General features: G+C 62.5%; 16 protein-coding genes and 1 pseudogene. 6 read left to right on the top strand and 11 right to left on the bottom strand.

Annotated elements, in window-relative coordinates; all coding sequences use genetic code 11:
* Nucleotides 1-187: 187 nt before the first annotated feature.
* The 5 genes from A3E1_RS47660 to A3E1_RS38760 are packed head-to-tail and all read right to left on the bottom strand — an operon-like array spanning nucleotide 188 to nucleotide 2,257.
* Nucleotides 188-439, bottom strand: a complete 252-nt coding sequence (locus tag A3E1_RS47660) for a hypothetical protein (protein ID WP_020519379.1) — start codon at nucleotides 437-439, stop codon at nucleotides 188-190.
* Nucleotides 439-648 (bottom strand): hypothetical protein, encoded by a 210-nt coding sequence (locus A3E1_RS46895; protein ID WP_157631288.1) that lies wholly within the window; start codon nucleotides 646-648, stop codon nucleotides 439-441. Before A3E1_RS46895 ends, A3E1_RS47660 begins: the two co-directional genes overlap by 1 nt.
* Before the next feature lie 47 nt (nucleotides 649-695).
* Nucleotides 696-1,556: a helix-turn-helix domain-containing protein gene (locus tag A3E1_RS0103610; protein WP_020519377.1), complete on the bottom strand. Its 861-nt coding sequence runs from the start codon at nucleotides 1,554-1,556 to the stop codon at nucleotides 696-698.
* Nucleotides 1,537-2,055 carry a DUF6879 family protein gene (locus A3E1_RS0103605; RefSeq protein ID WP_020519376.1) on the bottom strand — a complete coding sequence of 173 codons (519 nt, stop codon included), beginning with the start codon at nucleotides 2,053-2,055 and terminating at the stop codon, nucleotides 1,537-1,539. Before A3E1_RS0103605 ends, A3E1_RS0103610 begins: the two co-directional genes overlap by 20 nt.
* Entirely contained in the window at nucleotides 2,039-2,257 is a 219-nt protein-coding gene (locus A3E1_RS38760) for a hypothetical protein (protein ID WP_020519375.1), read from the bottom strand. The genes A3E1_RS0103605 and A3E1_RS38760 overlap by 17 nt, the downstream gene beginning before the upstream one ends.
* Before the next feature lie 396 nt (nucleotides 2,258-2,653).
* Between A3E1_RS38760 and A3E1_RS46890 the strand changes: the two genes are divergently transcribed.
* From A3E1_RS46890 to A3E1_RS38750, 6 genes are all read left to right on the top strand, one after another.
* A complete protein-coding gene (locus A3E1_RS46890; RefSeq protein WP_245571072.1) occupies nucleotides 2,654-2,899 on the top strand; it encodes a helix-turn-helix domain-containing protein in 246 nt (81 codons plus the stop codon).
* A complete protein-coding gene (locus tag A3E1_RS38755; protein WP_020519374.1) occupies nucleotides 2,893-3,594 on the top strand; it encodes a nucleoside 2-deoxyribosyltransferase domain-containing protein in 702 nt (233 codons plus the stop codon). Before A3E1_RS46890 ends, A3E1_RS38755 begins: the two co-directional genes overlap by 7 nt.
* Nucleotides 3,595-3,837: 243 nt before the next feature.
* Nucleotides 3,838-4,380, top strand: coding sequence for an SLOG cluster 4 domain-containing protein (locus A3E1_RS0103590; RefSeq protein ID WP_157631287.1), 543 nt, complete (start codon nucleotides 3,838-3,840; stop codon nucleotides 4,378-4,380).
* A gap of 301 nt (nucleotides 4,381-4,681) precedes the next feature.
* Entirely contained in the window at nucleotides 4,682-5,770 is a 1,089-nt protein-coding gene (locus A3E1_RS0103585; RefSeq protein ID WP_026208051.1) for a tyrosine-type recombinase/integrase, read from the top strand.
* A gap of 8 nt (nucleotides 5,771-5,778) precedes the next feature.
* Nucleotides 5,779-6,096 carry a helix-turn-helix domain-containing protein gene (locus tag A3E1_RS0103580; protein ID WP_026208050.1) on the top strand — a complete coding sequence of 106 codons (318 nt, stop codon included), beginning with the start codon at nucleotides 5,779-5,781 and terminating at the stop codon, nucleotides 6,094-6,096.
* Nucleotides 6,093-7,919 carry a hypothetical protein gene (locus A3E1_RS38750; RefSeq protein WP_211215847.1) on the top strand — a complete coding sequence of 609 codons (1,827 nt, stop codon included), beginning with the start codon at nucleotides 6,093-6,095 and terminating at the stop codon, nucleotides 7,917-7,919. The genes A3E1_RS0103580 and A3E1_RS38750 overlap by 4 nt, the downstream gene beginning before the upstream one ends.
* Here A3E1_RS38750 and A3E1_RS48250 read toward each other — a convergent pair.
* From A3E1_RS48250 to A3E1_RS38740, 6 genes and pseudogenes are all read right to left on the bottom strand, one after another.
* The gene (locus A3E1_RS48250) at nucleotides 7,908-8,465 is read right to left on the bottom strand and encodes a hypothetical protein (RefSeq protein ID WP_245571108.1); all 558 of its coding nucleotides are present in this window, start codon (nucleotides 8,463-8,465) and stop codon (nucleotides 7,908-7,910) included. The two genes, A3E1_RS38750 and A3E1_RS48250, sit on opposite strands and share 12 nt — an antisense overlap.
* A 465-nt stretch (nucleotides 8,466-8,930) precedes the next feature.
* Nucleotides 8,931-9,146 (bottom strand): annotated as a pseudogene (locus A3E1_RS48245) (helix-turn-helix domain-containing protein); the annotation flags it as partial.
* Nucleotides 9,139-9,423 carry a hypothetical protein gene (locus A3E1_RS0103565; RefSeq protein ID WP_020519368.1) on the bottom strand — a complete coding sequence of 95 codons (285 nt, stop codon included), beginning with the start codon at nucleotides 9,421-9,423 and terminating at the stop codon, nucleotides 9,139-9,141. The pseudogene A3E1_RS48245 and the gene A3E1_RS0103565, both read right to left, overlap by 8 nt.
* A 3-nt stretch (nucleotides 9,424-9,426) precedes the next feature.
* Nucleotides 9,427-9,879, bottom strand: coding sequence for a hypothetical protein (locus A3E1_RS46885; protein ID WP_157631285.1), 453 nt, complete (start codon nucleotides 9,877-9,879; stop codon nucleotides 9,427-9,429).
* A gap of 414 nt (nucleotides 9,880-10,293) precedes the next feature.
* Nucleotides 10,294-12,066: a VirB4 family type IV secretion system protein gene (locus A3E1_RS0103555; RefSeq protein ID WP_020519366.1), complete on the bottom strand. Its 1,773-nt coding sequence runs from the start codon at nucleotides 12,064-12,066 to the stop codon at nucleotides 10,294-10,296.
* Nucleotides 12,063-13,022, bottom strand: coding sequence for a PrgI family protein (locus tag A3E1_RS38740; RefSeq protein ID WP_020519365.1), 960 nt, complete (start codon nucleotides 13,020-13,022; stop codon nucleotides 12,063-12,065). The genes A3E1_RS0103555 and A3E1_RS38740 overlap by 4 nt, the downstream gene beginning before the upstream one ends.
* Between the last annotated feature and the right edge of the window lie 106 nt (nucleotides 13,023-13,128).

Below are 13,128 nucleotides of genomic sequence, written 5' to 3'. Positions count from 1 at the left end.
AGCCTGCTTCTCATGGCCGCCCGACAGCGCAGCACGAGTTCACAAACCGTTTGCCGCCGTTGGCGTATATGACGCAACAGCAGGTCTCAGGTGCCGCCCCGCTCTAATGCTCAAGCAAGTACGAACCGCAGAACCCCCGCGGCCGGGGTGCGATCCGGTCCGCGGGGGCAGTCTTTAGGTGACGGAGCTATGCGTGGCGGTAATAGTCCTTCATGGCGGAGTCACCTCCTCCGCACTTCATCAGGATCTCTGACGGGAAGACCAAGGGCCGGGTACGACCGCGATTCGGGCCTTCGGTCACCTTGACGGCTGGAAGACCTCGCTCAGGATGAATGCCGGTGATTACGCCTATCTCATCCGGATGGAACTCCAGCGCGACCGCGTCCCCCACGGTTACTTCCTGGCCGCTCGAGATGATCCACCGCGCTTTCGTCTCCATTAGGCAGCCACCGGGATGATCCGGGTTTGGGCCTGCGCAACTTCGGTGGGCGTGAGCCGTTCGCATGCCGCGGCAGGCGTCGCCCATCGTTTTCCATGGGGGTGATTAACGATCGCCGCCAGTCGCCAGTCGTTGTCGTTGACGGCTTCCAGTTTGGACACCTGCCTCGTGACAGTGGGCGGCATCGTCGGCCGTGCAACTCGCGTCATGGTTTAACGGTATTTCCGAAGACTTGTCTAGCGCGACAATGTTGCGACTAGTTGCGCGAATCCAGTTCCGCGATAGCTCGGGAGATAAGTGCACGTGCTGATTTCCCGTATACCGCATAGCTTTTCAGGTTCTCGAACATCCTGGCGTAGAGCTCGATTTCCTGCGGCCGAGTGACTTCAATGCTTGCAGTCGGGATCTCCAGCGCGGCAAGTGAGTTGTCGAAAATCCAGAAGCCCGCCGATCCGACCGGCCCCCGTTCGACCATCATGGGGATGATTCCGATCGAAACGTTGGGCAACGACATGACAGCAAGGAGCCGATCCAGTTGCCCAGCTTGTGTTTCAGCGTTTCCGAACCAGGTACGCAGGGCCTGCTCCTCCACCACGACGACGAAGTGCTTTCCTTTCTGGTAAATCACCCGCTGCCGTTCCATGCGGGCGGCCACCGCAGCTTCCATGTCGTTAGGCGTTTCGAGAAACCTGATCCAGAACGCGAGCATTGCGGCCGTGTAGTCCGCTGTCTGGAATAGGCCGGGGATAACGTTGTGCTCGTAGATACGAAACAGTGAGGTTTTCTCATACAGGGCAACGGTATGAGCGCCGAGGACTCGCTTCATTCCTGCGCGGCTCTGCCGCCGGAACTCCAGGTATTCGGAGTCAACCGAGCGCTGCGTGGCGATAAGGTCAGGGATCTGCTCTGCAGCGCCACAGGCTGTTGCCCACGCATGCAGGTCCCCATCGGACGGTACCTGTACGCCGTGCTCGATCTTGCTCACCCGGGTGAAATGCTGACCGGTGGCAGCGGCGAGCGCCCGTCCCGAGAGTCTCGCATCTTTGCGCAACTCACGAAGGCGGACGCCAATTGCTCGCTGGGCCTGTTTGGCCGAGCTAGACGGGATCGTAGTCACGATGAGAAATCGCGTGCAGCCACACCGCTTCAAACGCCGACCGGCAAAGCCGAATATCAGCAGGGTCGGTCGAGGTCACCCTGTCCATCGCCAGGCCGTTGCCCGCATAAATCAGGAACACCACGAGGCGGTCATCGAAAAGATAGTAGTCGTTGCCGGGCAGGGCGACCGAGGAAATGAGCCGCCTGGGAATCCAGCGGATGTCTTCTCCTGCATCCACCATCGGTTGAGCGATGCTGTGTGACCACCGCTGATATTCGCTCAGCGGCTCCGAGACAACTCTCGCGCGCCGAACCTCCCGCCCGGCGCTAACGTGGCCGCGGACAGTTGCGCACCAATCTTGGAGCCACTCGAGGTCATCATGTTCACCGGCAGCCCACATCGCCATGTGCGGCAACTCGATAGCAGTGCCGTACGCGTCTCTGGTCTCCATGTGGATCGAGTCGCGTTCGAACAGACGCAGCAGCTGTTCGAACTCCTCCTCACCTATCGAGGCCACTGTCCTCCTGCCTGAAGAACTGGAGCATCCTGTCGGGGATCTCCACCACAGTCTCCCCTGTCGGAATGCTCATCTGGGCGAGCGCATCTGGGTCATCAACCACCCATCCTTGCACCAGCCAGCTACCTCTGTCCGTGCGATACACCGTCGGCGATCCGGACGGATTGGACTCCGGATCCTTACCCATGAAGGTGAGGTACATGACCCACTCCCGTGTCGGTAGTGTTGCGTCAAGTTGCGAACATCGACCATCTTCCCCGTATTGCTACACGTCGTCAACCACAGATTCCTTCGCACGCACGAAAAATTCCAACCCGCAAGGACTCTTCGACCAAACCAATGTGCTCGACCACCTGCGGAGCTGGGCAAGTTCGAGCCACCCAACGACTTCACCAACGGCTTCCGAACCTTTCGATCACACGGGTGTTTTCGGCAGCCTGAGCTGATCGCAGTTTCGCCTGGCGCCGGGCGTTGTGAAATTGGGCGCACCCGGCACCCCTACACCCTGAATGGCCACGGGCACACGTGGTCTCAAATACAACAGCGATGCGAGCTGTTCGTAGGTGCCGACTGGCACCACAGGCTTTACGCTTAGGGTGTGAAGCCGTCCGATGTAAACACGGCGCCCATCGGCGAGCCCACCAAAACCTTGCGACTGCAACGAAGATGGTCCGTTCGCCATGCAGCAGATCTTGCAGGGATCAGCCACACCCAGTGGTCCCAAATAGAGCGGGGTGAGAGATCAGCCGACAACTGGTTCATCCTGGCCGGTAACTCCAGGGCGCTAAGGTCGCGCTATCCGACCTCACGTGGCCTGTGTGAGCGAGTCGGTATCCGATGGTAACCGACGGCGTCGTGGTGATTCACGCTGGCGAACAGCCACCGATTGATGCTTGGCACGCTTCGATCTTCCTTGCGGGCCCAAACCCGAGAGATCAAGGCGTGCCCTCATGGCGTCCAGACGCAGTCGACATGCTGCGTCAGGCGTGGGCCAACCGTGGCACGTTAGCGGTTTTCGTGCCCGAGGGGCGTGGCTGGAAGCCGCTCAAATACGAGCGTCATCCGTGGGAAAGCAAATGGCTGTCCACAGTCGACGTGATCGCATTCTGGGTCCAGCGCGATATGGCCACCATGCCCGCTCTCAACACCAACATCGAGTTCGGGCGCTGGGAGGACTCCGGCCGTATCGTTTTCGGTGCGCCACCGGAATCCGTCCACGTTGGCTACATGCGTGAGCGTGCCCACCGCAACGGTGCGCCCGTGACGGACACGCTAGACGCCACAATGCTTGCGGCATTGGCGAAGGTAGGCGCGGGCGCCTACCGCGAACACGGTGAAAGAGACGTTCCGCTCAATGTGTGGCGCTCAGACGCCTTCACGAGCTGGCTCAGTCGACAACGGACGGCTGGGCGAAATCTAAACGGTGGGTATGTCCTGCTGGCGCGAGGACCGGGCCCTGACTATTGGGCATTCAACGCGCAAGTCGATGGGCAATCCGTAGTCGTTGTCTCAGACTCGCTGTCCACCCGAAAGGTCTAGCAATCTGATGGGCGATCTGCCGAGCGCGCCCAGCAGTTAGCGGATTGACGGGCTCTGCCGCGGTCAGATGCTGTGTAGGAAGTCATCCACGCGTTTGGTCCGTACTGAGCGCACTACTCGCAGGCGTTATCGCACATCGCCTATACAAGGGTGGAGTCTGATCACGACCTGCACGCAATGGGCCTGGATCTACGAAAGCAAGCGGCTGCCTGTGCTTCTGGCAATGCGAACATTGGAGATGACGTGAGGCTGCGGCAGATTTTCGTTTCAGGCACGTGGCGCGCAGACAATGCTGCCCCGTATGCCGAGGCTGCTGCCGCTGTCGGCGGGCTGATCGCCAAAGCGGGCTTCTCGCTAGCCTGCGGGCCAGGTACCGGGATCGCCCGGCACGCCATCGACGGATTCCGCTCAGTGGAAGGACGCGCAGGCGTAGTCCGTTATCACCTTCCAGCCCGCCTGCATATGGACGCTGTAGGAGAACAGGTGCAGCCCGGGTATGACGAGATAGACCAAACCGATTTTGACTACCCGATGCGAAACGTGTACCAGGTCTCGAAATCATCCGGGTTGATCGCGATCAGCGGCGGCAACGGCACTCTGGAAGAGATCCTTCCTGCCTTAATCGACTACGAAATTCCAGTGGCAGTACTCAAGGGTTCCGGCCAAGCCGCTGCCGCCATCGAAGTGCTGTTGGGAGTCTTCCCGGACTGGCAGCGCAACGTCCTCCTCGGTGATGATCCCGCGCAGCTGGCCGCGTTCGTCCTTGACTCTCAGACTGCCGCCTGATTCGGCCACGGACAGCGTCTAAGACGAGAAGCGGCCAAACCCAAGCGGCGCAGCATGTCCAGGCTGCGGAATGAATTCCTTGGATTCGGTCAGAGATCGCTTGAGTCCAGCTCAAATCCTGTTTCCCGAATTACCTGAAGTTCTTTTTGAGCGACGGGTGGCGTCGACTCTGTTGTGGCAGGCCAGGCACTCGCTCGGATGTCACCGAGATGGCTGAGAGGGTCTTGACCGTTGGTCAAAATTCCTGGAAGTTTGACAGTGTTCATGGTGTTTTGCCGCTTTCTGTAGAGGTGGTAGTGCTGTGGCATTGGCAGTGGTCAGGTCGATCGACGCGCCCCGTCGCCTGGCTTCTGCGCGGGACGAGGCCGATTACGAGCAGGATTTGGTTGACCAGTACCTGCTGGCGTCGATGGGGGCAGGGTGCCGGGATTCGACGCTGGCCAATGACCGCAGTGTGATCTTTGAGTTCGCGAGGTTCCTCGGCCGTCCGGTGTGGACGGCATGCGCCCCGGATGCGGACCGTTACTTGACCCATCAGCGCAAGGTCTTAGGCCGGTCGTACTCCACGGTGCATGGCAAGGCATTAGCGCTGGGGAACTTCTTCGATTTCCTTGTCATCCGGCATCAGGGCGACATCCATGCGCTGACCGGACGGGTGGTGGCGCAAGTGATTGACGAGTTCAACCGGCCCGCCAGCCCTGACTACGGTTCCGCGCCTGTCCCGCCGGGCGATGACGATGTCGAAGCGCTGTTTTCGCTGTGGCGTCAGGAATTACCTAACGCACGAAAGTATTTGGTTGCTGTTCGCGACTATGTGGTGGCGTCACTATGGCGGCGTATCGGTTTGCGGATTATGGAAAGCTACATGCTTGACATCCGCGACTGGCGCCGTGATCTCGGCGACTACGGCAATGTGCATGTTCGGTTCGGCAAAGGCAGCCGTGGCCGTGGTTACAAGACCCGGCTCGTTCCCGCGATCAACTCGGTACGCGAGCTTCTGGACTGGTGGATGGTGGATATCCGCCACCAGTTCGGTGATGACTACACGCGCCTTGACGCGCCTATGTTTCCCAGTGAACGGCGCCCAGACGCGGTGACGGGCCTGTGTCGCCGGGCCGGAGATCAAGTGCTGCGGGAGGGACTGAACCGGGCGGTATCCCGGTGGCTGCCGCAATGGGCTGGACGGCTGACACCCCATGTACTGCGCCACTTCTGCGCATCATCGCTGTACCGCCGCGGCATGGACCTCAAAGCCATACAGGAACTCCTAGGCCATTCGTGGCTCTCCACCACGACGCATTACATCCATGTGCCCGCAGAGCACATTGAAAACGCCTGGGAGCAAACGAATTCACGAACCGCGACGCGGCTCGGGCTGACGGTGAGGTGAAAACGGTTATGCGATGGAACCTGAGGATGCGCGCAGCGCAGCAGGGTATCTGGAAGTCCACGGAAATGCGCCGCCGGCTGGCCGACGCGGGGCTCGACATCAGTCACGGCAAGATGTCCGCGCTGTGGACGGGAACACCGACTACGATCCGCCTCGACGACCTGGAAGTCATCTGCATTGTTCTGCAATGCGAACCGTCGGATTTGCTGATCTGCGAGCCTGACAGGGTTCAGGCCCCGGCCCCTCAGGGCTTGCCGAAGTCGGATGCCGCGGCCGGGCATCTGACGCCCCGGCTGGGCCGTAACCGTACGGTCCCGCCAGCGTGAGCGGCAAAGGAAAACCCAAGCCACGCAAACCCTGCCAGGTCTGCGGGCAGCGACCGCCGGCCATGCAGGGCATCACCGTCTGCTTTGACTGCTGGCCCGGCGGGCCGATCGCCGCACCTCCCTGCCGAAAATGCGGATCGACGGAGAACTACTGGACATCAGGGCTTTGCCAGCGGTGTCACGCGGGCGCGCCGGGCCAGTTGTCATCCGTATTCCGTTACGGCGGCCCGTTCGCCGAAGGCAAGGTCATCGTCGAAGCGTGTATCGAGTGCGGCGGCTGGGGCGCAACCCGAACCCTGCGCTGGCTCTGCTACGGCTGCAAGGCCTGGCGGGAAGAAAACCACCGTAACCAAGGCGAATGCCTGACCTGCGGTCATCACCGAACGCTGCATCGCAGAACCGGCTCGTGCCGGCCCTGCTACAAACAGCGCAGCTACTATGCCCGACTGACCGGCCGCCGCCACCAAGACGTCAGCCTCGCCGAGGCGAACCTCAGCGGGCAACAGATCTTCATCGTCAACACCTTCCACGCCAACCACGGCCGCGGGAACCGGCCTTACGTGAAGAAGACCGTGCCAGCCGACATGAGCTTGCTGCGCCCGGTTGGATGGGAGCAACTGACCATGTTCGACAGCCCGCGTGACCTCAAAGCTGCTATGACCAAAGGGTTTCCGCAGCCACCGGATCCAGGCCTTGTCGCGGCGTTCAACCAGCACGTCAACGATCACGCGGCCCGATACGGCTGGCACAAAACAAAATCTGACAAAGTGAAACGCGGAATCCGTATTCTGCTAGGCATCCAAGACACCCCAGGCGCCCTCCTCAGACGAAGCGACGTTGCACTACTTTCACGGATCAAGCACTCCGCTGCCGTCGTAGCCCACGTCCTGGAAACCGCCGGAATGCTAACCGAGGACCGGCAGCCCGCCGTCATACGCTGGTATCACGCCACCGTCGTCGAGCTCCCGGCCCAGATGCAGGCCGAACTCGCCGTCTGGTTTGACGTCATGCGCAATGGCTCCACCACACCGCCGCGCCAACAGCCCCGCAAAGACGGGACCATCGGCACGAAGCTGCGCTGGGCCATGCCGACATTACGCCAGTGGGCAGGCGAGCACGATTCGCTGCGGGCGATAGGCCGCGACAACGTTCACGCGGCGATCGCCGGGAAGACCGCCCTCTACCGGGCAACCACCCTGTCCGGGTTGCGGTCAATTTTCTCCGTTCTCAAGGCACGGCAACTGGTTTTCATCAACCCAACAGCACGTATCAAGGTCAACGAGCCCGGAGGCTCGATACCGCCACCGGTCGACTTGACCCGCCTGCGGGAGCTACTGCACTGCGGCGACCCAGCCAAAGAACTACTCAGCGCCCTGCTCGCCTTCCACGCGGTCAGGATCTGGCAGCTGCGCATGATGAAACTCACCGACTACCACGACGGCAGGCTCCACATCGGAGACCAAAGCATCGTCCTCGCTCCAGCTGTTCGCCAGAGGCTCGACACCTACCTCCAACATCGCTATGAAACCTGGCCTGCCAGCACCAATCCGCACCTGTTCATCCACGAACGCAGCTGGTCCCACCACGGATACGTCTGGCCATCCTGGATCCGCTGCCAGCTCGGCATGTCACCCAACCTCATCCGCCGAGACCGCATCCTCGACGAAGCCCACGCCACCAGCGGCGACATCAAACAACTCGTCAGCCTCTTCGGTCTATCTGTCGCAGGCGCCATGCCATACATCAACGCCGTCAGTCTCGCGTCCGGCGAAGGTGAACGCGAACGCCGAAACGCGCGCCAGCATCGTAATTCAGCTGGCTAGGCTGTCGGCACCACCATCAGCGCGATGTGCAGGAGCGCCATCACCTACTAGCTGTTTGACAACGGTGACTATCCGTTCGATGGCTTCCGGTTCGAGAAGAGCCCTTATCGGATCGCTAATGGAAATGGTGTCGGTGTGACCCGCCCGACTCTCTTCGCTGCCAAAGACCACGCGGATGACCTCTTCAACGGCCTGTTCCACTGGGGTACCGCCGGCAATCCTCGTACGGATGGCTTCTAGAGCCAGGGCTGCCAGCTTGACTAGCCCCGCATCGTCGACTGCCGTATCGCTGGTTACAGGATGCTCAGGTTGCAGCTCGTCGAATACCAACGGTTGCTTCAGGCCAAGGGGCCGCTCAACATAGTTCGCATACCATTGCGGCCTGCTACGCATAGCCCGAGTAACCAAGTCGATGTCCGCTTCCAGTGCGCGTCGGCCATAATCGTCACTACCAGAAATGGAAGACAACCGCCGACGTTCAAGCCAGACGTCGACTGGCCAAATCCCATCGCTGGCTGATGTGGGAACCCCAACCCAAACCAGCATCTCCAGAGCGAGGCTGCACAACCACGGGTCATCCCGGAGTTCCCGACGAAGCCACCCTGGAACACGCGGTCTCTGAAGTGCACCGCGTTCACCCCGACGGCGCCGGTTCCCATCGACGGTGCTGCTCACAAGTCGGGCCGCGATCCATCCCTCAAGGTTCTGAATCGTTTTGGGCGCATGCAATAGCACGTCCTGCACCACAGCTTCTACATCATCATGAAATCGATCTAGGCAACCGTCTCGCAGGTGCTGAACGCTCCTGGCACAGTCAAAATGGCCCCGGCGAAGCTCCAACGACCTGGTCAGGCGCGAATACACGATCGGCCATGCCACCGCGTATATCTGGGCCTTGTCCTCCTGGACGGCTGCAGGCAGCTGCACGGGGGCCGCAGATCTTGTATTTGGAGCCGGTCCGTCAACGACCGACCCCTCAAACAAGGCTCGAAGCCTAGAAAGCTCACGCGGGTCGCTTACACCGCAAGCGTCGGCAAAGGCTTGTACAAACGACCATGTTGGAACCTTGCGACCGCTAGCGACTTCCGAAACAAAACCCACGCTGTAATGAATCTTTCCGGCAAGCGTGCGAACGCTCAAGCCCGCCGCTTCACGGTAGCGACGCAACTGCTCTGCCAGCGAGGCACCGGGGGCCGCCAGATCAATGGGGCGTTCGGGCCTAGGCACGCTGGCCACCTCGCTGGTGCTCGGTGTCCCATCGCTCACGCCATTCGTGCGCGGACCCCCCGCACACGCGAACGAACGCGAGCGTCACCTCAAGGGACGGCAGCACCAGTCCACCTGCCGCACTCGCTAGCGCCGCGATGGAGTAAACGGCAGGAATGCTCATCTGCTTGAACGTCAGCCCGCACGCGGTCTTCAACGCCCTCAGGCCGTTCGCGAAATCCGCGAACGGCCTTTCGGGGTTGACCGCCTCAAAGGGACGACCAACCTGGATAGCCATGTCTCAGGCCTCCGCCGCCCTTGGCGTCGGCGCGATTGGGCCCGACTGCCTGGCCCAGCCGACGTACAAGATCACCCCGAGGGTCAGGAGCGATAGGACGTCGGCACGCAGCGCAATGATCACTACTGCGATGACCACGCCGGAAACCGGGGGCCTGCCGATGACTGACTCCGGGAAGAGTCGGCAGCCAGCCATCACTGTTGCGGCTGCCAGCGAGCAGACCGCCAGTGCAGCGGTGACAGGCTTGACGCCGATGTGGATTAGCGCTTCCGCCGCGCCACACATCGAGGTCACCACTGCCAGCCGTAAGCGGAGCAGCGACCATGGACTCGGTCTTACATTGGGCACCTTGCCCTCCTCATCTCCTAGCCTGGACACATCGGATTTTTCGCGCATCGGATACTTCTCGGTCACGGTATTTGGCGTTTCCCGTGACCCGACGCGCTTGGAGTCCATAATCGACGATGGGGGCACCAAGCACCACATCCAGGCCAAGATCCTGAACAACTCGTCGGGGTTGGCTCGTCAAGGCATTGTTCGCGGCTCCGTCCGTCAGACTATGGACGTCAGGGCGTATGTGCACGACGCCGCGGGACGAAGACTCGGCGACACCAGGCCCGCGAACGTTGTTCACCGCCCCGTCCGTCAGTTCCAAATCGAAATAGGACCGGCACTCGTCTAATAGCCTGGACACGTATCGGCCATTGAAAGGGTCTGCCGTTGGCGCGGCAGACCCTTAATCCTTCTTTGGTCGGCTGCGCACAAACACGCCTCGACGACGTCCGCTGATCTAAGCCCGGTTCCGGTTCCGTCACAACCAACTCCGGGGTCAGCCGCACGCACAAAGCGGCCGCTCATCCTTGGGTTCCGTCATGAATCCCCATAAGTTTCGTTGAACTCCAGACCTGTGGTGCACAGCCGGTGTTCGCCACGGGAGGCGACGGCGTTGAATGCCGCACGGTGGCTGCCACCGATGAGCAGGCCCTGCCCGCGTTCGGCGGCGAGCAGGAGTTGCTGTTCGCCGCGGGTTAAACCGAATGCGCTGGCGACAGCGGCGATGGCTTGTGGGCTTTGCCGCATCAGGATTTGGGTGGCGGCGTTGTTGGCGACGGCTTGGCCGAGTTCGGTGCCCAGGATGTCGGCGACGTCTTGGGTGATGATGGTGAGTCCGGTGTGGCGTTTGCGGGCTGCTTTGGACATGCGGTAGAGGAATCGGGCGCCTTCGCCGTCGCGTAGCAGGGTCCACGCTTCATCGACGACAACAAGCCGCCGCGCCGATTGCGCGGTGGTTGCGGGTGTGTCCGTGGTGCGCCAGATCGCGTCGAGGGCCAGCAGCATGCCGGCGGGACGCATTTCGTCGGGCAGATGCCGCGCCGACCATACGATGAGCTGTCCAGCCGGGACGGTGGTGGTGGGGCCGTTGAAAAGGCCGGAGTAGGAGCCGTCGGTCCAGGGGTGAAGGCGTGCGGCGAGATCGGTGGCTGCCGGGGTGGCTTGGGTTTCCAGGGCGTCGCACACGTCGCGCAGCAGTGGTGCGGGGTTGTTCCAGGTGGCGGGGTCGTTGTAGATGCCGGCGAGTTGGTAGGCGGCCAGGACGGCTTTGTCCAATGCGGAGCGTTGTGCCGGTGGCGGGGTTTGGCCGAGCAGCACGGTGATGAGGGTGTGGACGAACAGGGCCCGGCGGGTCAGGGCGTCGCTGCGGATATCTCCTGCGGGGATGTCGAGGGGGTTGAGCCGGGCGCCGGGGTGCCCTAGCCGGATGACAGTCCCGCCGGTGGCTTCGGCAAGGGCGGTGTATTCGTCTTCGGGGTCGATGACGGCGACGTGTACGCCGTCGATGAGTGAGCGCAGGATGTCGAGTTTGATCAGGTAGCTTTTGCCGGCGCCGGAGCGGGCCAGCACGATGCTGTTGTAGTTGTGTTGCTGCCACCGGTCCCACCACACGAGTCCGGTGGAGGTGTTGTTGAGTCCGTAAAGGATGCCGCCGGTCAGCGACGGCTTGCCCGGTAGCGGTCCGGGCAGGTCGGGTGAGGCGAACGGGAACGCCGCGGCGATCGCGTCGGTGTCCATGATGCGGGCCGCGGCGAGGCTGTCGGCCCCGAGCGGCAGTGTTGAGGTCCAGCCGTGCAATTGGCGCCAGGTGGCGGGCTGGGTGTCGAGCATCATTGACGCGGCAAGGGTTTGCACGGCCGTGACGGCTTCGGTGAGCTGTGGTTGTGTGCGGGCGTGGATGGTGAGGTAGACGGCGACGGTGAACAGCCGGGAGGCGCCGCGGGCGATCCGGTCGGCCAAATCAGCCGCATCGCCGGCGGCGGCGTCGACGGTGGGGTCACCGAGGCGTCCGTGGTCGTCGGCTAGGCGGCGGCTGGCCTCCAGCCGGGCACGCTGGGTGCGCAGCCGGGCCGCGGCGTCGGCGGGTGGCAGGGGTGCGACGTGGACCGAGACGGTCATATGGCCGGGCCAGGCCAGTAACGGTTCCAGCCATGCTGGGCCGACAGTTTCGGGGTAGCCGGTGACGATCAGGGTGCTGCTGTAGCCGGATCCGGCCTGCGCATGGTCTGCGGTGAGGGCGAGATGCGGTGGTCCGGTGATGGCCGAAAGCGGCGGTGGGGCAACGGTTTTGAGGCGGGGTGCGGGTTTCATCCGGTGGGCTCCTGGGTGTAGGCGCCGGGGCGCAGCGACATTGCGGTGATGGCGGTGGTGGGGGTGGCGCGTGGCCAGCTGGCGTGTGCGGGGCCGAACGGGTCGGCTGCGGCCTGTAACGCGGCGATGGCGGCGCCCCCGTCGAGGACTTGCGCGCCGATTCCGATACCGGCCAGGGCTGCGGCGCTGTGCTGTGCGGCTTGTATGGCGTGAGCGCCGGGTTGCGACGATGGTGTGGTGAGCGTGGTGATGATGGTGCGGGCGCGGATGTCGTTGCTGCGGGCCAGGTTCGCCAGAAACTTGGCATAACTTTCGGCGGTCTGGCGTAGCGCCGGTTCGTTTATCGTGGCGGCACGGGTGGTGATGAGGTGGGCGTATTGGGCCAGGTCGAGACGCTGTTCCGTGACGGTGATCTGTACGGGGGTGGTGATGCTGTTGAGCCACCGGCCGAAAGCGTCCAGCAGCACGGTTTGCTCGGCTGGGTCGCGCAGCTGCAGGTTTACTGTGGACGCGGCGATCATCACCACGGTGGTGCCGGTACCGGTGTCGATGCTGCCGTCACGGTGGATTGCGGTGGCGGGCAGCCGCAATGTCGCCACTGCGGTCTGGGCAACCGGTGGCGCCCACGGCGGAAGCGGCCCGCCCGGATGGGCGCGGTAGCGGCGGGGGCTAAGCCCATACCAGGCGGCGGCGATCAGCCACCGGTCCAGCGGCAGCCCATCGCGCCTGCCTAGCACCACAAGTGCGGTCACGGCCGCAATCGGGGTAATCACAGCGATCGTGCCCGGCAGCGACAGGCTGATGATGTCAGTGATGGCGTAGCAGATTGCCGCTCCGACACCGGTGATGAGCAACTGGCGCCCAGTCAACCCGAACGCGATCTTGTCCGGGGTGTCCACATCGGCGGGTATCCGGACTGCATTCGCTGCGGCGGTCTCGCCGGGTTGCACTCCCATCGGTGATCACTCATCCTTTCCTTCGCTAGCAGTCAGCAGTCAGCGGAGCCTTGATGCGCCGGTGTGCATCGAACGACGACAGCGGTGGTGCCTGCAGCACTCGATG

Origin of the sequence: Catelliglobosispora koreensis DSM 44566 (assembly GCF_000379685.1) — a bacterium.
Lineage (GTDB): Bacteria > Actinomycetota > Actinomycetes > Mycobacteriales > Micromonosporaceae > Catelliglobosispora > Catelliglobosispora koreensis.
Note: the sequence above shows the minus strand (reverse complement) of the source record. Positions and strands in the feature narration are given on the sequence as shown.